Genomic DNA, 23,449 nt, shown 5'->3' on the forward strand with positions numbered 1-23,449 from the left:
GGGGCGGGCTCGGTCGGGCGCGGGGTGCCGGCCGTCGCCGTCGGGTACCGGAGAATCGTCGGGTAGCTGCCCGGCTGGCCGGCGGCCTCGGAGACGGTGAGCAGCGACCGGCCGTCCCGGCTGTAGGTGATCGCCTCACCCTGGGGTTCGTCCGGCAGCGGGGTGATCCGGGCGGTGCCGGTGGTCAACGCGGCGACCACGTCGCCGTCGGGCACGTCGTACTCGAAGGCGTCGGCGTAGCTGCGCAGCACCACCCGGCGCCCGTCCGGCGCGCTCGCCGCCCCGGTGACCACGCCCCGCCCGAGGAAGGAGTACGGGTTGCTGGTCGTGGTGGTCGGCAGGACCACCTGGCCGACCGAGGCGAGCGTCGTCGTCGCGCCGGGCCGCAGCGCGGTGGTCGGCGCGTACAGGATGGCGGTGCCGCTGCCTCCCTTGGTCACGACCAGCGGTCGGCCGTCGGCGTCGAGCAGGAGCCCCTCGGCGTCGTGCGGCCGGTCCGGGTACGCCATCCGGTGCAGCACCGGCCGGTCCGCGCCCGGCGCGAGCCGCCACAGCGCGATCGTCTGCCGGGTGCGGTCGTTGTCGCCGATGTCGGCGACCCAGATGGTGCCGTCCGAGCCGACGGCCAGGTCCTCGGTGTCGCGCGGCCGGGACGGGTAGGCGACCGCCCGCACCACGGCGCAACTCCGGTTGAGGAAGAAGACGCGGCGGCGGGACTCGTCGTCGGCGCCGTCGTTGACCACCACGTACCCGTCGTCCGTGGCGACCATCCCGGAGATCTCCCGGAGCCGGTCGTCGCGCACCTGGCACACCGGCGTCCCGGCGCCGGGCGCGCCAGCGGCGGCCGCGCTCGTCGTCTGGACCAGCGGCATCGCGCCGACGAGCAGGGCGGCCAGTGCCGCTCCCGCGCGGGCGCGCCGCCCACGGGTCACCCGCGCCCGTACCCGCATCGCCCGTCCTCCTCGCCGCGGCCGTGGAACGGCCACCTCGCCCATCCTGGCCGATCCCGCCCACCGGTGGTGGCCATCGCGGGGATGCCGCCCACATCCTTGCCCATGTATAGATGATCTATCTATAGTGCCGGCATGGCAGGAATGCGCGAGCCGACGTTCCTCATCCTCACCGCGCTCGCCGACGGTCCCCGGCACGGCTACGGGATCGTGCGCGAGGTCACCGACCTGTCGGCCGGACGGGTCACCCTCCTCGCCGGCACCCTCTACACCGCGCTGGACCGGCTGGCCGCGGAAGGGCTGATCACGCACGACCGCGACGAGACCGTCGACGGTCGGCTGCGCCGCTACTACCGGCTCACCGGGGACGGCGTCGCCGCGCTCGACGCGGAGACGGCCCGGCTCCGCCAGCTCACCACCGCCGCCGAGGCACGGCTGCGTCGCCTGCGCTCCCGCCCCGCCTGACCCCGCTGGAGCACCACCTCGGCGAGCCGCACCCGGCGTGGCACCCGCTGTGGGATGGCTGGGCCAACCGACGGCGTCCCTGCTGTTCCTGGTCGGCGCGGTGTGTGCGCTGCTGGCGTTGGGGCTGGCCGCCGAGCCCCGCCGGGACCGGTCCCCGGTGGCGCTGGTCGACTGACCCGCGCCAACCGGGGACCGCGCCGGAACCGCTACCGCACCGACCAGCGCTGCGCGCCGGTGCCGTTGCAGGTCCAGAGCTGGACCCTGGTGCCGTTGGCGGTACCGGAGGACGCCACGTCGACGCACTTGCCGGCGGCGGTGAGCACGATCGCCCCGTCCGCGCGGAAGGTGAAGCGCTGCGCGCCGGTGCCGTTGCAGGTCCAGATCTGCACCCTGGTGCCGTCGGCGCTCGCCCCGCCGGCCACGTCCAGGCACCGGTCGCCGTAGACCCGCAGCTCCCCGGCGGCGGTACGGGTCCAGCGCTGGTTGGCGCCGCCGTGACAGTCCCAGATGATGGTCTGGGCACCTTCGCTGGTGCTGGCGCCCGAGACGTCCAGGCAGCGCCCCGAGTTCGGGTTGACCAGGCCCACCGGGCTGCCGACCGGCGGTACGCCCGACGGCACCAGGCTGCCGGGCACCGACGACAGCGCGTCGAACCAGCGGGCCGCCATCTTGTCGTACCCGCCGGCGTTGGGGTGGACGCCGTCGGCGAGATCGGCCGTGCCGAGCGCGGAGTGCATGTCGACCAGGTGCACCCGGCTCCCCTTCTGCGCCACGATGCCGGGGATCGTCGCGTTGTACGCCCGCACCCGCGCCTCCAGGGTCGGGTCGGTCTCCGGGGTGATGGTGGCGACGAAGAGTTCGACCTCCGGCGCCGTGGCCCTGATCTTGTCGATCAGGGCGGAGAGCCGGGCCGGGGCGTTGGCCAGGTCGTGGTTCTGGTTCACGTCGTTGGTGCCGATGTGCAGCAGCACAGTACGGGGGGTGGTGGCCTGCAACCAGGCCACAATGTTGGCGTCGAGCTGGTCGATGCGCCAGCCCGAGTGCCCCTCGTGGTCGTGGTCGCCGAGGCTGGCCGGCCCGTTGAACTGCGAGCCGACGAAGTCGACGGTGTGGTTGGCCGCGACCAGCCGCTGCCACAGGTTGATCCGGTACCCGCCGGGCACGTTGAACCCGTCGGTGATCGAGTCACCGAGCGGCATCACCCGTACCCCACCGTTCGACTCGGCCTGGGCGGGTGCGACCTGGGCCAGCGCCAGCACGGCGCTGAGGACGAGCCCGAAGCCGCCGGCGGCGGCCCGTCGTGCGTTCCATCGCATGGTTGTTCCCTCTCCTCACCAGTCGTCCAGGGACCTCGGTGGTGGTGGTGCCGCCCGCCGAAAACGGCCCCACAACTGGACGTACCCATTGATGCTTTGCGATGGCTCGGATGGTCCGGGCCGACCGGGCGCGGGCGGGAGCCGAACGCGGCGCTGGCTGCGCCCAACGGTCGGCCCGCCGCTGCGGACGGTCCGGCGCGCCCGCGTCCTCCATTCAGGACAGCGGCGCACCGGCGGAGGGTTATGTGTCGGCCGTCGCCCCGGTACGGTCCGAGATGACCACGGTCACGGCAGGCGCGGATGGCGGCGGGCCGGCGTCCCGCAGCGGCCGGACCACCCGGCACACGAGGGGAGCCAGGGTGCGGATCAGAGCGGGGCTTTGCGTCGCGGCGATGCTCGCGACGGGGTTGGTGGCAGCGACACCGGCGGCCGCCGCGCCGACCGACGGCGCCACCGTGGTGCCGATCCAGGTCACGGGTGACCCGGCGAAGCGGTTCAACCTGGTGCTGCTCGGCGACGGCTACACCGAGGCCGACCTGCCGACCTTCCGGTCGCACGTGGAGCGGCACCTCAACACGCTGTGGACGATCGAGCCGTTCAAGTCCTACCGCAGCTACTTCAACGTCTACGCCGTCGAGATCGTCTCCGCCGAGTCCGGGGTGGACTGCGACCCGGGCCTGTCCGCGCCGCGGCGCGACACCGCGCTGGGCATGGGCTTCTGGGGCGGCTGCAACCCGGCGAGCGTGCAGCGGCTGTTGACGGTCGACGGGGCGGCGGCGAGCGCGTACGCCGACCTGGCCACCGGGACCAACCCGGGCAACCGGCAGCTGATCGCCCTGGCCAACAGCGACACCTACGGCGGCGCGGGCGGCCGCAACGCCACCGCCTCCGGCGGCAACGCCCTCTCCGCGCTGATCAGCCCACACGAACTCGGGCACTCGCTCGGCGAACTGCAGGACGAGTACGACTACTACGGCCGTGGGGTGCCCGGCGACACGTACACCGGGCCGGAGCCCGACTCGGTGCACCACACGGTGCTGACCGAGCAGCAGATGCGCGACACCCGGGCCAAGTGGTGGCGCTGGCTGGGCGAGCCGAGCGAGTCCGGCGGCACGATCGGCCGTTACGAGGGTGGGCTGTACCTCCAGCGCGGGGTGTGGCGGCCCAGCCGGCACTCGATGATGAAGTCCCTGGGCTTCTACTTCGACCAGGTCGCTCGGGAGCAGATGACCGAGCGGATCGCCGCCCGGGTGGGCATCGTGCAGGGCGGGACGGCCACCGACCAGCCGGTCGGCGTGGACCGGGTGCTCTGGGTGGACACCCTGCACCCGGTGAGCCACGCGCTCGCGGCCACCTGGGCGGTCGACGGCAGGGCGGTGCCGCGTACCGGCAATGCCCGCCATCTCGACCTGCGGGCGCTGCGACTGGCGCCCGGTCGGCACACGGTCACCGCCACGGTGACCGACCCGACCCCGTTCGTCCGCGATCCCGCGGTCCGCGACTCGCCCGCGCTCACCCAGACCCGGGCCTGGACCGTGGACACCGGTGTCCGCACCCCGCCGGTCACGGCACCGCTGACGATCACCGGGTCCACCGCCACCGACCGGCCGGTCGGCGCGCGGGACGTGGTGTACGTGCAGACCAGCCAGCCCACCGACCGGGTGCCGGCCGTGCGCTGGTCGCTCGACAGCCGGCCGGTGGCCGACGCCGGCAGCGACCGGGACCTGGACCTGGGCGCGCTGCGCCTGTCGCGCGGCACCCACCGGTTGACCGCGCGGGTCAGCGACCGGGCGACCGGGGAGACGGCGACCCGCACCTGGACGATCGACGCGACCCGGCCCGACGTCGAGTCCGCCCTCTCCGAGCCGCTGCTCACGCTGACCCGGCCCGGCCGGCCCACCGAGTACGTGTACAACGGCCCGTTCACCATGGGCCTCACCGGCACCGACGACAGCGCCGGGCAGGTCACCTCGGAGTTCCGGCTCGACGGCGACGGCTGGCACAACTACTACGGCTGGCCCACCGACGCCCGGTCGCCCTTCCTGTTCACCGCCACCGGCACCGACGTGGACGGTCTGGTCTACGGCAACCTCGGCTCGGGCGGCCTGTCGGTGTCTCCGTTCGCCGAACGCTCCCCCGGCTACGGGCGGCACACCATCGAGTACCGGGGCATCGACGCGGTCGGCAACATCGGTGCGGCACACGCCTTCGTGGCCACGCTGATCCCGCCGCCGCCGGCGTGCACGCGGGTCGTCACCGGCCGGCACGCCGGTCCGCTGCTGGCCGGCGCCGGCGTCACCTGCCTGCGCGAGGCGACGGTCTCCGGCGGGGTGATCGTCCGGCCCGGCGCCAGCCTGGTCGCCGAGCGGTCCTCGATCGCCGGGAGCCTGGTGTCGACCGGCGCCACCGCCGTCGAGCTGGTGAACTCCGGCGTGCAGGGCGCGGTGACGCTGACCGGCACCACCGACCACCTCACGGTGGTGGGGGCACGGGTGACGGGTCCGCTGGTGCTGGCCGGCGCCGGCGGCGTGACGGCGCCGATCCTCGCCGGCAGCCAGGTGGGCTCGCTGGTCTGTTCGGGGCGCGGCCCGGCCCCGGTCGACCTCGGTGCGGCCACCACCGTACGCGGGGCCACCTCGGGACGGTGCGGGTCGACGCCGGCCGCCTGACGCCGCACGACGCGCTGTCCGCCGCCGACGCCTGCGGCGGGCAGCGGCCGTTCCGGGCCGCCTTCCGGTGCTCCGGACCGGCGGGCGCCCCCTCACCGATGGCGGCAGTCAGGCGTGAGTACGCCGGTGACGGGTAGGCAGCGGCCCGGCGGCACGTCGACACCCGCCGGGCAGGAGGCCGCGATGAGCACGTACCGGGACGAGCAGGGGGACCTGGGGCCCGCGCCGGAGGCGGACGCCCTGGAGCAACGGCAGGACGCGGTCGACACGGGGCCGCCGGACAAGATGTCGGGTGACGTGGACCCGGAGGCGACCGAGGCGGACCTCGCCGAGCAGGGCGCCCTGCCGGCGGGCACACTCGAGGACGCGACGTCGCTTCCGGCCGAGGCCGAGGCGGCGGACGTCCTAGAACAGCGCCAGGAGATTCCCACCCGCGACGAGGGCCGGCGGACCTGACCACGCCGGCCGTGGCCGGGCCGAGCCCGCGGCCGGCCCCTCAGTCCAGTCGCCGCAGCCGGCGGTTCCACCAGCCCGGTCGCCGGTGGCTCATCTCGCGCAGCCGCCAGTGCTCGGCGTGCTGCGTGACGATGAGCAGTGGCACCAGACCGAGCGTCAGCAGCGGCACGTAGCGCGGCGCCGAGCGGTTCTCCCGCAGCAGCGCGCCCAGCGCCGCCGCGCCCGACACGTACAGGATCGGGTTGTAGTACCGCATCAGCTCCGGCCCCAGCCCCTCGCACTCCCGCAGCCACGGCAGGCCCAGCCGGGTGCGTCGACGCGGCCAGCCGCGCAGGTGGGCGATCACCGCGGCCAGCCCGACCCCGTTGGAGACGGCGAAGACCCCGTCGCTGGACGCCGGGCGGGTGCCGGCCGTCCGCAACAGCGTCCCGGTGGTCAGGGCCCACAGCCCCGCGGCGGGCGCCGGACCCAGGACCGAAGCCGCCGGCATGCCGACGCCGGCGCCCAACTCGAAGAAGACATGCGCCGCGAGGCCCGCCGTGGCGATCCTCGTCAGCGGCCGGCCAGCCGCCGGTCGCACCCGGCTTCCGGCCGTCCATCCGATCCGGTACGACCCCACGGCAGGACCCTTCCGCAGTACGGACCTCGGCTCGTCGCCGGTCCCACGCTCCCGACCAGCCCGATCGCGGTACCCGCTCCAACCCGGCCTACACGCTCCGCCGGCCAGGCCGATCGACAGGCCCAGCCGGCGGAGTCGCCCAGCCGGCTCAGCCGGTGACGACCTGCCAGAGCAGGAAGGCGTTGAGCGCGACGACGAGGACGGCCACCAGGGACGCGGCGGCGGTGGTGAGCGGGTGGTTGACCAGGTTGCCCATGAGGTCGCGGCGACGGGTGAAGGCGACCACCGGGATCAGCGCGAACGGGATGCCGAAGCTGAGGATGACCTGGGACAGCACCAGCGCCCGGGTGGGGTCGAGACCGATGGCGAGCACCGCCAGCGCGGGCAGCAGGGTGATCAGCCGGCGCAGCAGCAGCGGCACCCGGCGGCGCAGGAAACCCTGCATGATCACTTCTCCGGCGTAGGTGCCGACGCTGGTGGAGGCGAGCCCGGAGACCAGCAGGGCGATGGCGAAACCGAACGCGGCGGCGGTGCCGATGGTCTGGCCGAGGCCGGCGTGCACGCCCTCCAGGCTGTCCGCGCCGGCCGGGCCGCCGCCGCGGAAGCTGGCCGCCGCGATCAGCAGCATGGCGAGGTTGACGGCGCCAGCCGCCGTCAGGGCGAGCAGCACGTCGGTGCGCTGGCCGCAGAAGAGCGTGCGGCGCTCGACGTCGTCGGCGGCGGGGATGCGGTCGCGGGTCAGCGCCGAGTGCACGTAGATGACGTGCGGCATGACCGTGGCGCCGAGGATGCCGGCGGCGAGCAGCACGCTGTCGGTGCCCTGGAGCCGGGGTACCAGGCCGGCCATGGCGGAGCCCGGGTCGGAGCCGGCGGCGAGCAGGTTGGCGGCGAAGGCCAGGACGATGACGCCGAGCAGCACGGCGATGGCGATCTCGAAGGCCCGGAAGCCGCGCGAGCGCAGGGCGAGCACGACGAACGAGGCGGTGCCGATGATGATTCCGCCGGGCAGCATGGGTATGCCGAAGAGCAGGTACAGGGCGACGGCGCCCCCGATCACCTCGGCCAGGTCGGTGGCCATCGCGACCAGTTCCGCCTGTACCCACATCACCCGGTTGACCGGGCGGGGCATGCGTTCCCGGCACAGCTCCGGCAGGCTGCGCCCGGTGGCCAGGCCCAGCTTGGCGGTCAACGTCTGGACCAGCATGGCCATCAGGTTGGCCACCACGACGACCCAGACCAGCAGGTATCCGTAGCGGGCGCCGGCCGCGGAGTTGGTGGCGAAGTTGCCGGGGTCGACGTAGGCGACGGCGGCGACGAACGCCGGGCCGAGCAGGATCAGTCGCCCGCGTACCCGGCCCCGGGCGCGGGCTGCCTGCAACGGCGTCGCCGTCGACACCGCGAGCTCGTTGGTGACCATCGAACACCTCCCCGTCCACACGGATCGCGTGCCCGTTCCCTTCCCGGCCGGCTGACCCGTCCGTGCCAACGTGTGGCCCGCCCGTGCCACACGAATGAGGCCGGGGAACGGGGCCAGATTCGCGGTGGCCTCCGTCCCGGCTGGGCCCTGATCGACTCGGTGTCCCTGACATCGGGGCATCCCCCCGCCCGGGATTCCGCCACGTCGCTGGGACCGAGTCGATCACCCGCGAGGACGCCTCCCCGGCCGAGGTCGCCAATCAGCGTGATACCTCAGTGGCATATTGATGCCTCAGAGGTATCGCCAGGGATAGGGCATCCCCCGACCCGATCGGCACGGCGAGACGGGAACTTCGGGTTCGCCCACACGCTCCGCTCCGGACGGCCACCGCCTCCCCCACCTCCTCGGTCAGCCTGGGGAGGGGACAGGTCTCTGCCTCCCTGGCCGTCCACCGCGCCCACCACGCCACGCGGTACCGCGCCCGCCTCCCACGTCGACTCGTCCTCAGACAGTCGACCCGGCGACTCGCCGCACCGTCCTTGACAGCGGCGAACCTCCCCGGAAAGCTGTCTATTAGTCCTACTGTCGTAGGACAACAGGGGAGGATCGTCTCGAGTGATCGAGTTTGTGCTGGACAGCCGGTCGAAGGTGAACACCTACATGCAGCTCGTGCAGCAGGTGAAACAGGCGCTGCGGGTCGGCCTGCTGGTGCCGGGCGACCAGTTGCCGAAGGTCCGGGACGTCGCGCAGTCACTGGCGATCAACCCGAACACGGTGCTGAAGGCGTACCGGCAGCTGGAGATCGAGGGTCTGGTCGGCGGCCGACCGGGGGTGGGCACGTTCGTCCAGCGCACCCTGGCCGGCGCGTCCCTGCCCAACCAGGCCGAGCTGCGCGAAGACCTTGTCGCGTGGCTGCACCGGGCGCAGGCCGCCGGCCTCACGGCCGAGGACGTCGTCGCCCTGGTGGAGACCACGCTGCGGGCCACCCTCGCCGACGACGCCCCGCAGAAGGAGCCCGCGTGAGCGAGCGCGGCGAGCACACCACCAGGCACCGCAGCGAGCGAAACGAGAGGACAGAGGATGGACATGGTCTTGGAGGCCGACCGGCTGGGCAAGCGGTACGGCAGCACCTGGGCGCTGCGGGACTGCTCCCTGCACGTGCCGGCCGGGCGGATCGCCGCGCTGGTCGGGCCGAACGGCGCGGGAAAGAGCACACTGCTGCACCTGGCCGTCGGGTTACTCAAGCCCGACGCGGGCGCGGTACGGGTGTTCGGCAGATCGCCGTACGGTGACACGGAGGGCCTGGCGGACATCGGGTTCGTCGCCCAGGACACCCCGCTGTACCGGGACTTCACCGCCGCCGAGCTGGTGATCGCCGGCGGCAGGTTGAACCGGCGGTGGGACGCGGCGCTGGCCCGTACCCGGCTGGCTCAGCTCGGCATACCGCCGGACCGGCCGGTCGGCAAACTCTCCGGCGGGCAGCGGGCCCAGGTGGCGCTCGCCCTGGCGCTGGCCAAACAGCCCCGGCTGCTGCTGCTCGACGAGCCGGTCGCCAGCCTCGATCCGCTGGCCCGGCCGGAGTTCCTCCAGTCGCTGATGGGCAGCGTCGCGGACTCCGGCACCACGGTCCTGCTCTCCTCGCACCTGCTGGCCGACCTGGAACGGGTCTGCGACTACCTGATCGTGCTCAACGCCGCCCAGGTGCAGCTCGCTGGCGCGGTCGACGACCTGGTGGCCGGGCACCGGCAGCTCATCGGCCCGCGGCACGACGGCGGCGCGATCGGGGGCGTCGCCGCCGTGGTGCGGGCCAGCCACACCGACCGGCAGTCCACGCTGCTGGTCCAGACCGACGGTCCGATCACCGATCCCGCCTGGACGGTGCGGGAGGTCAGCCTGGAGGACGTGGTCCTGGCCCACCTGGCCGACGGCGCCACGCAGACCAGTCACAGCGAGTGGGGAGTCCCGGCATGATCTGGCTGACCTGGCGGCAACACCGCAAGCAGGCGTTCTTCACCCTGCTGGGGTTCGCGGTGCTCGCCGCCCTGATGGTGCCGATCGGCCTGTCGATGCGGCACAGCTTCGCCGACCTCGGGCTGGCGGAGTGCGTACGAAAACTCAACGACACGAATGCGGCCGCCGCGACCCGGGACGGCTGCGACGCGGCCTTCCACCGCTTCACCAACCGCTACGGCAGCCTCAACCTGGTGGCCGTGCTGCTCCTCACCCTGCCGATGCTGGTCGGCCTGTTCTGGGGCGCACCGCTGGTCGCCCGCGAGGTGGAGCACGGCACCCACCGCTTCGTGTGGACGCAGGGCGTCGGCCGGACCCGCTGGGCGCTGGTGAAGTTCGGGCTGGTCGGCGCCGCCGTGGTGGTCCTCGCGGTCGGCTACGGGCTGGGCATGTCGTGGTGGGTCGACCCGCTGACCCAGGCCGCCCAGGAGGGCCGGCTCGGCCTGATCGTCTTCGACCTGCAGGGCGTCGTCCCGATCGGGTACACCCTCTTCGCGGTGGCGCTCGGCATCTTCGCCGGCACGGTGTGGAAGCGGATGCTCCCCGCCATGGGCATCACCCTGGCCGGGTTCATCGGCGTACGGGCGGCGGTGGAGATCCTGGCCCGACCGCACTACCAGCCGGCCCGCACCCTCACCTTCCCCATCGAGGGCGCCGGTGAGCCGCAGACCGAGCGCGGCGGCTGGATCCTCGCCCAGGGCGTCCGCAACCCCGACGGGACGATGGTGGCGGAGGACACCCGGATCCAGTGCCCGCCGGGTGGCAAGGGACCGGAGGGGCGGGTCTGCGGCGCCGAGCTGGGCATCGAGCCGGGCGCGTACAACTGGCAGCTCTACCAGCCGGCGGACCGGTTCTGGCTGTTCCAGGGCATCGAGACGGGCGTCTTCGTCGCCCTGGCCCTGATCCTGCTCTACCTCGCCGTCCGCCGCGTCCGCCGGATCGCGTAGGCCGGACGACGCGTGATCGCCGGGGCACCCGACGGCCCCGGCGATCACGCGTCAGCGCAGGCCGTAGGCGGTGAGTCTGAGCCAGGAGGGAGTCGGATTCCGGCCCGTCGCCAACGCGACTGGACGTGCCCATCCGCTCACCACGAGTGATCCGATGTGGACCGCAGGGCCCGCGTCGGTCGGGCCGCACGGATGGGAGCGTACGAGTGAACTTCAGAATCCTCCGCCGGGTCGCCGCGTCGACCGTGGCGCTCGCCTGCGCCGTGGTGGGCGCGGTGGCGCTGCCGGCCGCGCCAGCGACCGCCAGCCCGATCCGCAACGCGACCGCATGGTCGGTGCTGCTGTGCAAGTTCAGCGACAAACCGGCCGAGCCGAAGACGCCCACGCACTTCGCCAACTTCCTCACCGCCGCCGGTGTCGGCACGGGCGGGGTCGCCGACTACCTGGCCGACCAGTCCGGCGGGCGGGTGTCGTTGGCCGGCTCGGTGGTCCGGGGCTGGTACACGATGCCGTACACGTTGGCGCAGTTCCAGCCGATCGACCGGTGGACCCGCATCCAGCGCTGCGTGGACACCGCCGCGGCGGCCGGTTACGCGGTGCCCGCCGGCAACCGGATCGCGGTCATGCTCAACGACTGGGTGGACTCCGGGGCGGCCGGCGGCCGGGTGCTGCTCGACCCGGGCGCCTGGAACGTCGGCTTCGCCGCCCACGAGATGCTGCACGGCTACAACCTGGGCCACTCGTTCTCCAACGACACCACCTACCAGAACGCGCCGTGGTCCCAACCCGGCGAGTACGACGACCCGTGGGACGAGATGAGCGCGATGCACATCTACGCCTTCGGCACCGCGAACTACGGCACCAGCGCGGTCGGGCTCAACGGGCCGCACCGCGACGAGCTGGGCTGGCTGCCGAAGAACCGGGTGTTCACCATGGCCGCCGACGGGGTGGGCTCACGCACCCTCACCCTGGCGCCGCTGGAGGTGCCCGCGGCCGGTGGCCCGCAACTGGTCCGGATCCCGTTCGACCCGGCCGACCTGTTCCACTACTACACCGTCGAGTTCCGCCGGAAGACCGGCTGGAGCGCGGGCATCCCCGCCGACACCGTGCTGCTGCACGAGGTCCGCAACGGCACCCCCACCCTGCTGCGCACCGGCCCCGGCGGTGGCCCGGCCCAGTCGCTGAACGCCAACGGCGTGCAGATCAACGTGAACTGGGTCTCCGGCAACGCCGCGTCGGTGACCGTGACCACCGACGTGGTCAACCGCTGCATCCAGGGGTACGTCTGGCGGGAGGCCCGCCCCGGTGACCTGGTCTGCGTCACCGGCGCCACCCGCAGCCAGGTGTGGGCGGACAACGCCGCCGCGCCGAGCCGCTGGGTGAACGGCCCGTACGGCCCGCACACCTGCGTCGCGGGCTACGTGTGGCGCGAGGCGTACGCCGGGGACGACGTCTGCGTCACCGGCGCCCAGCGCACCCAGGCCGCCGCGGACAACGCCGCCGCCGCGTCCCGGCGCAACCCGGCCCGGCTGGTGTTCGGCCCAAACAGCTGCGTCAGCGGGTACGTCTGGCGTGACGCCGACCAGTCCGACTACGTGTGCGTGACCGGCGCCACCCGTTCCCAGGTCCTCGCGGACAACGCGGTCGCCGCGAGCCGCTGGGTCAGCGGCCCGTACGGCCCGCACACCTGCGTCGCCGGCTACGTGTGGCGCGAGGCGTTCCTCGGCGACGACGTCTGCGTCACCGGCGCCCAGCGCACCCAGGCCGCGGCGGACAACGCCGCCGGCCCCGGTCGGGTGCTTCGTCCCGCCGGCTGAGCCGTGGCGCGCCCCGGTCGCCGACCGACCGGGGCCCGCCGGGCCGGGTCACCGTGGGCGATGTTCCGGGGGCAGGTCGAACAGGTCTCCGCCGGCTCGCTGGCCGGTGGGCCCGCCGGCCGCCAGGCACCGGCGTGGCGGCGGCACGGGTACCAGCCAGACTGGATCCGCCCCGGAGGCCGAGGCGGGACAACGGGCGGCTACGCCCGGTCGTCGGCGCCCGTCTGGCCGGCGACGCCGACGTTCAGCGGGTCGGCCAGCAGCTTGTCGAAGGCCAGTTCGGCGGCGCCGATCAGGACGGCGTCCCGGCCCAGCGCGGCGGCCTCCAGGCGCAGGTGCTGGCGGGAGATGGGCAGCGGCATGGCGTCCAACCTGCTGCGAACCGTGTCCGCTCCCGCGGTGAAGATGTCGCGCAGCGAGCCGCCGAACACCACGGCGTCGGGGTTGACGACGTTCACGAGGTTGGCCACGCCGAAGCCGAGCCAGTCGGCGACGTGCTCGACCGCCTCCCGCGCGGTCCGGTCGCCGTCCGCCGCCGCCCGCAGCACCTCGGCCACCGCTCCACGGTCGTTGGGGTCCCGACCGGCGTGCCGCAGCAGCGCGCCCTCCCCGATCTCGGTCTCCCAGCAGCCGCGTGAGCCGCATCCGCAGAGCCGGCCGTTCGGGTTGACCACCATGTGGCCGACCTTGCCGCTGTGGCCCCGGTGCCCGATTATCAGCCGGCCGGAGACGATGAGGCCGGCGCTGATGCCGACGTCACCGTGCAGGTAGATGAGGTCGTCGACGCCCGCCGCGACGCCCCGGATGTGCTCGGCCAGACCGGCGATGTCGGCCAGGTCGCCGGCGACGAACCCCGGGCAGGCGGTGAATTCCGCCTCGAGCGCGATGCCGAGGGCCTCGTTGACGCCGGCGATCAGGATCCTGCCGTCCGGGTCACGGGTCGTGTCGGTGACCGCGACGGCGCCGCCGACCAGCAGCGCGTCGGCGTCCACGGAGCGTTCCATGTCGCGGACGAGGTCGGCGAGCGGCCCGACGGCGTCGACCGCCGCCATGCCGCTGGGGCGGGCGACCTCGCGCAGGTCGAGGATGCGCCCGCCGAGGCCGACCCGAGCGGCGCGCAGCCGGTCCGCGTCGATGCTCAGCGCGTGGGCGTACACCCGGACGGAGCGCGGGCTGACCACCAGCGAGGGGCGGCCGGCGCGGCGGGCGGTGGTCGGGGCCTCCTCGGTGACCAGGCCGCTGGCGACCAGGTCGGCCGCGAGGGCGCCGATGGTGCTCCGGTTGAGGCCGAGCCGGCTGGTCAGCTCGGCGCGGGACGTCGGCCCGTGCAGGTGGACGTAGCGCAGCACGGCGCCGAGGTTCTGCCGCCGGATCTCCTCCTGGCTGGCGCCGGGGAGCGAGGGCAGTGGGGATTCGGGATTGCGGCCGATTCCGGCTGGCCCGCTCCGGACGGGTGTCGCCACGGTCAGACCTCCTTCCGGATCGGCAACGGGTGGTGCGGGGGTGCCAGGACGACGATGGGTCCCGGAAGAGGAGATCCGGGACCCATCGACGTTGCTGCCTACCGTGTGGTGCTTACTTGGTGAGCGGCGCGAGCTTCGGGTCGTTGGCGTACGCCTCAGCCGCGTTCGCCTTGGTGACGGCGACCGGCGGGAGCAGGTACGTGTCGACGACCTTGCTGCCGTTGTTGTAGGACTTGGTGTCGTTCACCTGCGGGGTGTTACCGGCCTGGAGAGCCTTGACCATGTTGATGGTCTCCTTCACCAGGTTGCGGGTGTCCTTGTTGATCGTCATGTACTGCTCGCCAGCCACGATCGACTTGACCGACTCAACCTCGGAGTCCTGACCGGTGACGACCGGGGTCGGCTTGCCAGCACCCTTGACCGAGGTCAGGATCGCGCGGGCCAGCGTGTCGTTCGGGGAGAGGACGCCGTCCAGCTCCTTGCTGCCGTAGGTCGAGGTCAGCAGCTGGTCCATGCGGGCCTGCGCACCCTCGGCCTTCCAGCCCTGGATGGCGGTCTGCTTGACGTCGGTCTGCTTGGAGGCGACGACCACGGTGCCCTTGTCGATCTCCGGCTTGAGCACGCTCATCGCGCCGTTGAAGAAGACACCGGCGTTGTTGTCGTCCGGCGAGCCGGAGAACAGCTCGATGTTGTACGGGCCGTTCGGCTTCTTGGCCTTCATGCCGTCCAGCAGGGCCTGGCCCTGGAGCTGGCCGACCTTGAAGTTGTCGAACGCGACGTAGTAGTCGAGGTCCGGCGTGTTGGTGATGAGCCGGTCGTACGCGATGACCTTCACGCCGGCCGCGTGGGCCGCCGCGACCTGGGTCGACAGCTGCGCGGCGTCGGTCGCGCCGATGACGATGACCTTGGCGCCCTTGGTGGTCATGGCGGTGATCTGGGCCTGCTGGTCGGCCACCGTGGTCGACGCGCCCGCGTACTGCACGTCAGCCTGGAAACCGGCCTCCTTGAGACCGTTGGTGAACAGGTCACCGGCGAGGACCCAGTTCTCCGAGGTCTTGGCCGGCAGGGCGACACCGATCAGCGAGTTCGCCGGGAAGCCCTTGGCTGCCTCGCCGCCGGAGTCGCTGTCGCCGTCACGGCCGGAGCCGCAGCCGGCGAGGGCCAGCATGGCAGCGGCGCTGATGGCCACCACCGACGTGCCGAAGAATTTACGCATGTGAGGACGTGCCTTTCTGAAAGTTGGAACGGGGTGGAGAGGTCGGTGGCCGTCAGCCGGACACCGCTGCCTTGGCGGGCTCACGCTCCGCGTTCGGCGGTGAGGCGGGTGGCGCGGAGTCGTCGCGACGGAACGGTCGCATCAGGCTCCCGATGATGGAGAACCGCCCCTGCTTCTTGTTGTAGACGTCGATCGCGACGGCCAGCAGCAGGACCAGGCCCTTGATGATCTGGACGCGGTCGGTGCCGACGCCCATCAGTTGCAGGCCGTTGTTGAGCACGGCCATGACGAGACCGCCAACGATCGAGCCGCTGATGGTGCCGATACCGCCGGAGACGGCCGCGCCACCGATGAAGACCGCGGCGATGGCGTCCAGCTCCCAGCCGTTGCCGTCCTGCGGTCCGGAGGCCGCCGAACGGGCCACGAAGATCATGCCGGCCAGTGCGGCCAGGACGGACATGTTCATCATGACGAAGAAGTTGACCCGCTTGAGCTTCACGCCGGACAGCTCGGCCGCCCGGGAGTTGCCGCCCACCGCGTAGATGTGCCGGCCACCGGCCGTGTTGCGGGTGTAGAAGGAGTACGCGATCACCAGGACCAGCAGGATGATGCCGGAGATCGGGAAGCTGGTGCCGACGCGACCGCTGGCGAAGCGCAGCGACGCGAAGGCGATCACCCCGACCATGATGGCCATCCGCAGGATCGAGATCCACATCGGTGCCGGGTCGGCGTCCATCGCCCGACGGGTCTTGCGGGCCTGGATCTCGCGCCACACCACCGCCACCGCCGCGGCCAGACCCAGCAGCAGCGTGGCGTTGTTGTAGCCGGTGTTCGGACCGAACTCGGGCAGGAACCCGGAGCCGATCTCCCGGAAGCCCTCCGGCACCGGGATCGTGTTGGCGTTACCGATGTACTGGTTGCCACCGCGGAACAGCAGCATGCCGGCCAGGGTGACGATGAACGCCGGAACCCCGATGTAGGCCACCCAGAAGCCCTGCCAGGCGCCGATGATGGCGCCGATCGCGAGGCCGAAGAGGATGGCGACGGGCCAGGGCAGCGACCAGTCGGACATCGACTTGGCCACCAGGATGCCCGCGAAGGCGGCGACGGAGCCGACCGAGAGGTCGATGTGCCCGGCGACGATCACCATGAGCATGCCGATGGCCAGAATCAGAATGTACGAATTCTGCTGGAACAGCGCGATCAGGTTGTCCGACCGCAGGGTCAGGCCGTCGGTCAGGAACTGGAACAGGACGACGATCGCCACCAGGGTGAAGATCATCCCGAACTGGCGAGCGTTGGAGGTGGTGCCTCCGAACAGGTTCTTCTGAAGGTCCTTCAATCGGCTCATCGTGTCAGCATCTTCTTCGTCGAGGTCATCTGCTTCATGAGGTTTTCCGGGGTGGCGTCCGCCCGGGCGATCTCGCCCGTGATGGCGCCTTCGAACACGGTGTAGATGCGGTCGCAGAGCCCGATCAGCTCAGGCAGCTCCGAGGAGATGACCACGACGCCCTTGCCCTGGTCGGCGAGCCGCTGGATGATGCCGTAGATCTCGTACTTGGCACCCACGTCGATGCCGCGTGTCGGCTCGTCGAGGATCAGCAGGTCCGGGTCCGTGAACATCCACTTCGCCAGCACCACCTTCTGCTGGTTGCCGCCGGAGAGCTTGGAGACGCTCTCGTCGACCGTCGGGGCCTTGGTCCGCAACTCCTTGCGGTACGCCTCGGCCGCCTTGTACTCCTCGACCTCGTCGAGGACGCCGCGGTGCGAAATCTTGGACAGCTTGGCGGCCACCGTCGACGACTTGATGTCGTCGAGCAGGTTGAGGCCGATCGCCTTGCGGTCCTCACTGACGTACGCGAGCCCGTGGTCGATGGCGTCGGCCACCGACTTCAGCACGATCTCCTTGCCGTCCTTGATGATCGTGCCGGACTCGTACACCCCGTAGGAGCGGCCGAAGACGCTCATCGCCAGCTCGGTGCGGCCCGCGCCCATGAGGCCGGCGAAGCCGACGATCTCGCCGCGGCGCACCACGAAGCTCTCGTTCTTGCAGACCTGGCGCTCGGCGGAGATCGGGTGCCGGACGTTCCAGTCGCGAACCTCGAAGAAGACCTCGCCGATCTTCGGCGTGTGGTCCGGGAACCGGCTGCTCAGCTCGCGGCCGACCATGCCCCGCACGATCCGGTCCTCGTCGACGCCGTCCGCCCTGACGTCCAGCGTCTCCACGGTCCGGCCGTCCCGGAGGATGGTGATCTGGTCCGCGATCGCCTCGATCTCGTTCAGCTTGTGCGAGATCATGATCGAGGTGATGCCGCGCGAGCGGAAGCCGCGCAGCAGGTCCAGCAGGTGCCGCGAGTCGGCCTCGTTCAGCGCGGCCGTCGGCTCGTCGAGGATGAGCAGCTTCACGTCCTTGGCGAACGCCTTGGCGATCTCCACGAGCTGCTGCTTGCCGACACCGATGTCCTTGATCAGGGTGTCCGGGTCTTCCTCGAGACCGACCCGGGCCATCAGGTCCAGCGCCATCCGGTTCGCGGCGGTCCAGTCGATCGCACCCCGCTTGCGCGGCTCGTTGCCGAGGAAGATGTTCTCGGCGATCGACATGCCGGGGATCAGCGCGAGCTCCTGGTGGATGATCACGATGCCGGCGTTCTCGCTGGCGCGGATGTCGGAGAACCGCGTCTCCGCGCCCTGGTAGATGATCTGGCCGTCGTACGTGCCGTACGGGTAGACCCCGCTGAGAACCTTCATCAGCGTGGACTTGCCCGCGCCGTTCTCGCCGCAGATGGCATGGATCTCGCCGGCGCGAACCACCAGGTTGACGTCGGAGAGGGCCTTGACTCCGGGAAACTCCTTGGTGATCGAACGCATCTCAAGGAGGATGGGCACGTCGCTCATCGCTCGTACCACCTCGCCAACGTCATCGGTGCCTCCGGAAGGTTTGACCTTCACTCGGTTTTGTTGTTGACGGCAACGTATTGCGGTGGGAGGGTCATCCGCAAGGCGAGGGCGTGTTGAAAATGTAACAATCCGGCAATATCGACGTAGCGCAGTGTTCGCTGGTCACGGCCACCCCTGCCGTCCCACCCGCACCCGTGGCGCACTCTGCGTCATCCCCTTCGGCCCGCGATCGCGCCTTGATCGACCCCGGCCGCTGCCGACAGGGCCGTCACCAGGCACGACCTCCCCCGGGCCCGCCGCAGGCCAGCTCGCCGGGCGCCCATCGTCATCGAACGATCTTGATAGGGCTGCCTGCCGGCGTCCCACCGAAGGACGACACGGCGGGCCGGCGGGGAGCGGTGTGATCCACGCCGCTGGCGGGCGAGCGGTCGGTGCCACGATCACGGCCAGCAGGCCCTCGGGGAGCGCCTTCCGTGCCCCCCGTTCCGCCTGCGTGTCCCCTAGAATCCGGACCGTGACCGTACGGCCCGACGCACACGGCGCCCCGCGCGACTCGACCCGGGCGCGGTACGCCGCCGGGCTCCTGGCCCTGGCCGTGTTGACGATCATCATCTTCGCCGGCGCGAATCGCCTGTCGACGGCGGTGCAGACCGTCCTCGGTTTCAGCGTCATCTTCTTCGTCGGCGCCCTCGTGTGGCTGGGTTCGGCCGTGCGCCGCCGGGGCGGCGCCGAGCCGGCGCGGACGGCCGCCGCCACCCTCAACGCGTACGGCGTCGCGCTGGCCGTCGCCCTGGTCGCCTACTACCTCCTGCGCGGGCAGGAGTGGGCGTGGCTGGTCGGGTTGCTGCCCGCCGGCGTGTGCGTGGCGAGCGCGTGGCGGGTCGCCCGCGCCTGACCCCGGCTCAGTACCCTCGGGCGCATGGCTGATCCGTTCCGGGTACGCATCACCGTCCGCGGCTACGAACTGGACACCCAGGGCCACCTGAACCAGGCCGTCTACCTCCAGTACGCCGAGCACGCCCGGTGGGAGTGCCTGCGTGCCGCCGGCATCGCACAGGACCGGCTCCTCGCCGCCGGCGTCGGCCCGGTCGCGATGGAGGTGACCGTGACGTACCTGCGGGAGCTGCGCGGCGGTGACGAGGTGGACGTGACCTGCCAGTTCCGCTGGGGCGAGGGCCGGGCCTTCCACATCGAGCAGGACTACACCCGCGCGGACGGCACGCCGGTCGCCCGGCTGACCGGCGTGGGCGGGCTGCTGGACCTGTCGGCCCGGCGGTTGGTGCCCGACCCGCGCGGACGGTTCCGGGAACTGGCCACCGACCCGGCGCCGCTCAACCTCTGAGGACGGGACACCCGGGGCTCACGGGTGCAGCACCGCCTTGATCACCCCGTCTTCGCGGCGGTCGAAGCTGCGGTACAGCTCGGGGGCGTCGGCGAGGGTGCCGTGGTGGGTGACGATCACACTCGGCCGGGCCCGCCCGGAGACGACCAGGTCGCGCAGCAGCACCGTGTAGCGGCGGTCGTGGGTACGGCCGAAGCGGACCGAGACACCCTTGCTGAACAGCGTCCCCCATGGTGCGACCAGGTCCTCGTGGGCGCTCGCGCCGGGGCCGGGATGCGGGTCCTTGTCCGGGTACACACCGGCGACCGCGATGGCGCCCGTCGCGTTGACCAGCCGGGCCGCGTCGGCGATGACCTGGTCGGGGCGCTCCTGGTCGGGGTGTTCGCGGTCGCGGGCCTGGAACCCGACCGCGTCGATGACCTTGTCGACGCCGCCCAGCTTCTCCTCGCCGAGCGGCAGCCCGGCCCGGGCACGGTCCGCGCGGATCATCTCGACCGGGTCGCCCCGGCGGAAGTCGACCGGCACCGCGCCGATCTCCCCCGCCTTGTCCAGCCGGGCGTCCACGCCGTCCACGCAGTACACGACCCGGGCTCCGCGGATCAACGCCGCGTAGGCGCTGAGCAGGCCGATGGTGCCGGCCCCGAACACGGCGACCGTGTCACCGGGCTCCACCCCGGCGAGGGTTGCGGCGGCGTGCCAGCCGGTGACGAACGCGTCCGCGAGCAGCACGAAGTCGTCCTCGTACCCGTCACCCGGCTCACCGGGCAGGGGTACGCAGTTCGCGTCGGCCCACGGCACGCGCAGCAGGTCGGCCTGGGCACCCCGGTAGGGGCCCATCCCGGCGTAGCCGTACGCGGCGCCGGGCGCCTCGGCCCGCGCGCGCAGGCACGCCGCCGATAGCCCCCGGGCGCACATCACGCAGGTTCCGCAGAACAGGTGCGTGGGGATCACCACCCGGGCGCCCGGCCGGACCGTCTGCACGGCGCTGCCCACCTGCTCGACCACGCCCAGCGGTTCGTGGCCGAGCACCAGCCCGGGCTCGGCGCCGGTCCGCCCGTCGTACATGTGCAGGTCGGTGCCGCACAGGGCGGTGGAGGTGATCCGTACGAGCGCGTCGGTCTCCGCCTCCAGGGTCGCGTCGGGCACGTCCCGCACCGCGACCGTCCGGACGTCGGCGTAGACGACGGCTCTCATCGCGACTCCCTGGTCCGGCGGCGGAGGACCGGTTCTTCCCACGGCCGGGTCGTTCATGCCGCCGGGCAGGCAGCTCGACCCGCGCCGGGGCGTCGGCCCGACCGACGCCCCGGCGTGGCCGTTACTCGGGCGCCTGACCGCTCTGCTGCTGCCGGAACTTTTCGACCGGCAGGCCACCGCGACCCCAGTTCTCGGTCTCGACCTCGTCGATCACCACGAAGGTGGACGTCAGTGGCTTGTTCAACACGTCGCGCAGCAGTTCGCTCACGCCCTTGATCAGTGCGGCCTTCTCCTCGGCGGTCGCCGCGGACGCGCCGGGCGTGCTGCCCTCGCGGGTGATCTGGATGGTGACGATCGGCATGGTCTTCTCCTGTCTCGGGTTGGGGTGGGGTCAGTGACCGGCGTTCTGGCCGCCGTCGACGTGCAGGATCTCGCCGGTGACGAACGGCGCGGACTCGAGGTAGACGACGGCGTCGACCACGTCGCTGGTCTCGCCCATCCGGCCGACCGGGTGCAGGCCCGCGAGCGTCTGGTGCGTCTCGACCGGGTGCATCGGGGTCTTGATGATGCCGGGCGCGACGGCGTTGACCCGCACTCCGCGAGCCGCGTACTCGATGGCCAGGGACTTGGTGGCGGAGCTGAGGCCGCCCTTCGTCAGCGACGCGAGCACGGACGGGACGTGCGAGCTGGGCTGGTCGACGAAGCTGGTCGTGATGCTGACGATGTGCCCGGCGCCGGTGGCCAGCAGGTGCGGCAGGACGCGCCGGGTGAGGTGGAAGAACCCGGCGAGGTTGATGCCGGTGACCAGCTCGAAGTCCTCGTCGGTGTAGTCGGTGAACGGCTTGGCGACGAAGACGCCCGCGTTGTTGACGAGGGTGTCGATACGCCCGAACCGGTCCAGGGCGGCACGGACCACCCGCTCGGCCGTGTCCGCCTCGGAGATGTCGCCGCGAACGGTGACGATCTCCGGGTCGTCGGAGTTGTCGATCGAGCGCGAGGTCGCCACGACGCCGTATCCGAGCTTGCGGTACGCGGTCACGAGATCCGCGCCGATGCCCTGGGAGGCACCGGTGATCACGACGACCCTCTGTCCCTGACTGGTGCTCATGAGAACCACTTCCTGACTGGCCGGAGCCGTGGGGTCGGGCCTGGTCGGCCCGGCCGAGGGTGACCACTAGACGACTGGTCGACTAAAAGCTAGCCGACCGGTCGTGTATCGTCAAAGCATGGGACGGACCAGTGACGCGCGGAACAAGATCCTCGACGCGGCCGCCACGCTGATCGAGCAGCGCGGCTACTCGGCCCTGGGCGTGGCGGAGATCTGCGCGACCGCGGGTGTGCCGAAGGGCAGCTTCTACTACTTCTTCGAGTCCAAGCAGGCGCTCGCCCGCACCGTCATCGACGAGCACTGGGCCACCCAGCGCCGGCAGTGGGAGCAGTTGCTCGGCAGCGGGCGCGACCCGTTGCGGCGGCTACGGGACCTGTTCGAGGCCACCGAGGAGATCCAGCGCGCCGGGCAGCAGAGGGCCGGCGTGGTCGCCGGCTGCCTCTTCGGCAACCTCGCACTCGAGCTCAGCAACCAGGCCGAGGAGATCCGCGGCCGGCTCCAGGAGATCTTCGAGGCACAGATCGACCTCATCGAGCAGGTGGTCGTCGAGGCGAAGGAGCGCGGCCTCGCCGGCCCGTCGGTCGACACCCGGGAGGCCGCCCGGTCCATCGTCGCCCAGATCGAGGGACGGGTCCTGCTCGCGAAGCTGCTCAACGATCCGGCCCAGTTGGAGACGCTGTGGCGCAACTGCCTGGACCTCCTCCAGGTGCCGGCGGATGCGCGGACCACGACCGACTGAGTGGGGCGGTGACCAGGCTGGCCTCCAACGCGGCGGACGCGGAGCGCTTCCTCGCCTTCGTCGAGTCAACCTACCTGGACCGCGACGCCACCACCGGGTCACCGTTGCCGCCCGGCTGCGCTGCTGAGCGTGTCAGCGGGCCTGGGCCATCGGCGCCGGGCGGCGCTTCATCTCCTCCATGAAGGCGAACCGGGCGGTGAGCTCGACGAGTGTCAGCCCGGCCCGCCAGGCCGAGGCCAGCTGTGCCACCTGGACGAGATCCATGGCGTCGCCCCGGGCCTGGACCTCGCCGGAGACCCGAAGGTCCACCATGAAGTATCGGGCCTGGGAGCCGAGCCCGACGCAGACCACGCCCTGGTCGGAGTGCAGCTCGGCGCAGGTGAACCGGCTCCGGCCCTGTTCGGGGGCGGTCACCCGGCCGACGTCAAGCTGGTGCCGGGCAGCGATCTCGATGAGCGCGGGGGCCAGACCACCTCGCTCGACCAGGTCCGGGTAGAGGCGCACACCCAGCGCCGTCGACACGTCGCTCATGACTGACTCCCACTTCCTCGTGACAGAGACCAGCAGCGCGCAGGTTACGGGGATGTTTCCGGCGAGCCTCGTCATCCTGTCCCCCGTGGACGCCCCACGGCAATAGGAAGAGTCGATTCGACCCGTATCGGGGGCATCCGGGCTCGCCTGCCCGTGGCGGCACGGCCGGAGAAGAGGCGCACGGCCGTTCACCGCCCAGCATCAGGTGGTAACGGACTGTCGTTACATTGGAAACACTCTTGACAAAAAGTCCTCGGCATCGACATGCTTCACTCTAGAGAGCGCTCTCCCG

General features: G+C 71.9%; 23 protein-coding genes. 11 read left to right on the forward strand and 12 right to left on the reverse strand.

Annotated features, from left to right (window positions below):
- A partial coding sequence (locus tag DKT68_RS26170; protein WP_201749194.1) for a hypothetical protein occupies positions 1-950 on the reverse strand: 950 nt, incomplete at its 3' end.
- A 144-nt stretch (positions 951-1,094) separates the two neighbouring features.
- Here DKT68_RS26170 and DKT68_RS26175 point away from each other — a divergent pair.
- On the forward strand, positions 1,095-1,415 hold the full coding sequence (locus DKT68_RS26175; RefSeq protein ID WP_109820040.1) for a PadR family transcriptional regulator: 321 nt from the start codon (positions 1,095-1,097) through the stop codon (positions 1,413-1,415).
- 37 nt (positions 1,416-1,452) lie between these two features.
- Positions 1,453-1,590 (forward strand): hypothetical protein, encoded by a 138-nt coding sequence (locus DKT68_RS31600; protein WP_201749195.1) that lies wholly within the window; start codon positions 1,453-1,455, stop codon positions 1,588-1,590.
- 31 nt (positions 1,591-1,621) lie between these two features.
- Here the strand turns inward: DKT68_RS31600 and DKT68_RS26180 are convergent, their stop codons facing one another.
- On the reverse strand, positions 1,622-2,731 hold the full coding sequence (locus DKT68_RS26180) for a lectin (RefSeq protein WP_109820041.1): 1,110 nt from the start codon (positions 2,729-2,731) through the stop codon (positions 1,622-1,624).
- Positions 2,732-3,090: 359 nt separating this feature from the next.
- Between DKT68_RS26180 and DKT68_RS26185 the strand changes: the two genes are divergently transcribed.
- The gene (locus tag DKT68_RS26185; protein WP_201749196.1) at positions 3,091-5,400 is read left to right on the forward strand and encodes a M64 family metallopeptidase; all 2,310 of its coding nucleotides are present in this window, start codon (positions 3,091-3,093) and stop codon (positions 5,398-5,400) included.
- A 183-nt stretch (positions 5,401-5,583) separates the two neighbouring features.
- A complete protein-coding gene (locus DKT68_RS26190; RefSeq protein ID WP_109820135.1) occupies positions 5,584-5,856 on the forward strand; it encodes a hypothetical protein in 273 nt (90 codons plus the stop codon).
- Positions 5,857-5,896: 40 nt separating this feature from the next.
- On the opposite strand, the gene DKT68_RS26195 is transcribed toward DKT68_RS26190, so the two are convergent.
- Both DKT68_RS26195 and DKT68_RS26200 read right to left on the reverse strand, forming a co-directional pair.
- Entirely contained in the window at positions 5,897-6,436 is a 540-nt protein-coding gene (locus DKT68_RS26195; RefSeq protein WP_146218433.1) for a hypothetical protein, read from the reverse strand.
- A 187-nt stretch (positions 6,437-6,623) separates the two neighbouring features.
- The gene (locus DKT68_RS26200; RefSeq protein WP_109820044.1) at positions 6,624-7,892 is read right to left on the reverse strand and encodes an Nramp family divalent metal transporter; all 1,269 of its coding nucleotides are present in this window, start codon (positions 7,890-7,892) and stop codon (positions 6,624-6,626) included.
- 615 nt (positions 7,893-8,507) lie between these two features.
- Between DKT68_RS26200 and DKT68_RS26205 the strand changes: the two genes are divergently transcribed.
- From DKT68_RS26205 to DKT68_RS26220, 4 genes are all read left to right on the forward strand, one after another.
- Positions 8,508-8,915 (forward strand): GntR family transcriptional regulator, encoded by a 408-nt coding sequence (locus tag DKT68_RS26205; RefSeq protein ID WP_109820045.1) that lies wholly within the window; start codon positions 8,508-8,510, stop codon positions 8,913-8,915.
- Between the two features lie 57 nt (positions 8,916-8,972).
- Positions 8,973-9,863 (forward strand): ABC transporter ATP-binding protein, encoded by an 891-nt coding sequence (locus DKT68_RS26210; RefSeq protein WP_109820046.1) that lies wholly within the window; start codon positions 8,973-8,975, stop codon positions 9,861-9,863.
- Positions 9,860-10,849 (forward strand): transporter, encoded by a 990-nt coding sequence (locus DKT68_RS26215; RefSeq protein ID WP_109820136.1) that lies wholly within the window; start codon positions 9,860-9,862, stop codon positions 10,847-10,849. The genes DKT68_RS26210 and DKT68_RS26215 overlap by 4 nt, the downstream gene beginning before the upstream one ends.
- Positions 10,850-11,055: 206 nt before the next feature.
- Positions 11,056-12,666: a hypothetical protein gene (locus tag DKT68_RS26220; protein WP_109820047.1), complete on the forward strand. Its 1,611-nt coding sequence runs from the start codon at positions 11,056-11,058 to the stop codon at positions 12,664-12,666.
- Between the two features lie 200 nt (positions 12,667-12,866).
- Here DKT68_RS26220 and DKT68_RS26225 read toward each other — a convergent pair whose 3' ends face one another.
- The 4 genes from DKT68_RS26225 to mmsA all read right to left on the reverse strand — a co-directional run bounded on the left by DKT68_RS26225 (position 12,867) and on the right by mmsA (position 18,240).
- On the reverse strand, positions 12,867-14,129 hold the full coding sequence (locus DKT68_RS26225; RefSeq protein ID WP_109820048.1) for an ROK family transcriptional regulator: 1,263 nt from the start codon (positions 14,127-14,129) through the stop codon (positions 12,867-12,869).
- Between the two features lie 112 nt (positions 14,130-14,241).
- The gene (locus DKT68_RS26230; protein WP_109820049.1) at positions 14,242-15,345 is read right to left on the reverse strand and encodes a substrate-binding domain-containing protein; all 1,104 of its coding nucleotides are present in this window, start codon (positions 15,343-15,345) and stop codon (positions 14,242-14,244) included.
- Between the two features lie 52 nt (positions 15,346-15,397).
- The gene (gene mmsB / locus DKT68_RS26235; RefSeq protein WP_109820050.1) at positions 15,398-16,696 is read right to left on the reverse strand and encodes a multiple monosaccharide ABC transporter permease; all 1,299 of its coding nucleotides are present in this window, start codon (positions 16,694-16,696) and stop codon (positions 15,398-15,400) included.
- Positions 16,693-18,240: a multiple monosaccharide ABC transporter ATP-binding protein gene (gene mmsA, locus DKT68_RS26240; protein ID WP_109820051.1), complete on the reverse strand. Its 1,548-nt coding sequence runs from the start codon at positions 18,238-18,240 to the stop codon at positions 16,693-16,695. The genes mmsB and mmsA overlap by 4 nt, the downstream gene beginning before the upstream one ends.
- Positions 18,241-18,757: 517 nt before the next feature.
- Between mmsA and DKT68_RS26245 the strand changes: the two genes are divergently transcribed.
- Positions 18,758-19,138, forward strand: coding sequence for a hypothetical protein (locus tag DKT68_RS26245; protein ID WP_109820052.1), 381 nt, complete (start codon positions 18,758-18,760; stop codon positions 19,136-19,138).
- 24 nt (positions 19,139-19,162) lie between these two features.
- Positions 19,163-19,585, forward strand: a complete 423-nt coding sequence (locus DKT68_RS26250) for an acyl-CoA thioesterase (RefSeq protein ID WP_109820053.1) — start codon at positions 19,163-19,165, stop codon at positions 19,583-19,585.
- Positions 19,586-19,603: 18 nt separating this feature from the next.
- On the opposite strand, the gene DKT68_RS26255 is transcribed toward DKT68_RS26250, so the two are convergent.
- The 3 genes from DKT68_RS26255 to DKT68_RS26265 form a co-directional block, all read right to left on the reverse strand.
- Complete coding sequence (locus tag DKT68_RS26255) at positions 19,604-20,779, reverse strand: glutathione-independent formaldehyde dehydrogenase (protein ID WP_109820054.1); 1,176 nt, start codon at positions 20,777-20,779, stop codon at positions 19,604-19,606.
- Positions 20,780-20,900: 121 nt separating this feature from the next.
- A complete protein-coding gene (locus DKT68_RS26260) occupies positions 20,901-21,140 on the reverse strand; it encodes a tautomerase family protein (protein WP_109820055.1) in 240 nt (79 codons plus the stop codon).
- 30 nt (positions 21,141-21,170) lie between these two features.
- The gene (locus DKT68_RS26265; protein ID WP_109820056.1) at positions 21,171-21,887 is read right to left on the reverse strand and encodes an SDR family NAD(P)-dependent oxidoreductase; all 717 of its coding nucleotides are present in this window, start codon (positions 21,885-21,887) and stop codon (positions 21,171-21,173) included.
- A 118-nt stretch (positions 21,888-22,005) separates the two neighbouring features.
- Between DKT68_RS26265 and DKT68_RS26270 the strand changes: the two genes are divergently transcribed.
- A complete protein-coding gene (locus DKT68_RS26270) occupies positions 22,006-22,626 on the forward strand; it encodes a TetR/AcrR family transcriptional regulator (RefSeq protein WP_109820057.1) in 621 nt (206 codons plus the stop codon).
- A 132-nt stretch (positions 22,627-22,758) separates the two neighbouring features.
- Here DKT68_RS26270 and DKT68_RS26275 read toward each other — a convergent pair whose 3' ends face one another.
- Entirely contained in the window at positions 22,759-23,157 is a 399-nt protein-coding gene (locus tag DKT68_RS26275; protein WP_109820058.1) for a hypothetical protein, read from the reverse strand.
- Between the last annotated feature and the right edge of the window lie 292 nt (positions 23,158-23,449).

The organism is Micromonospora acroterricola (genome assembly GCF_003172955.1).
Lineage (GTDB): Bacteria > Actinomycetota > Actinomycetes > Mycobacteriales > Micromonosporaceae > Micromonospora > Micromonospora acroterricola.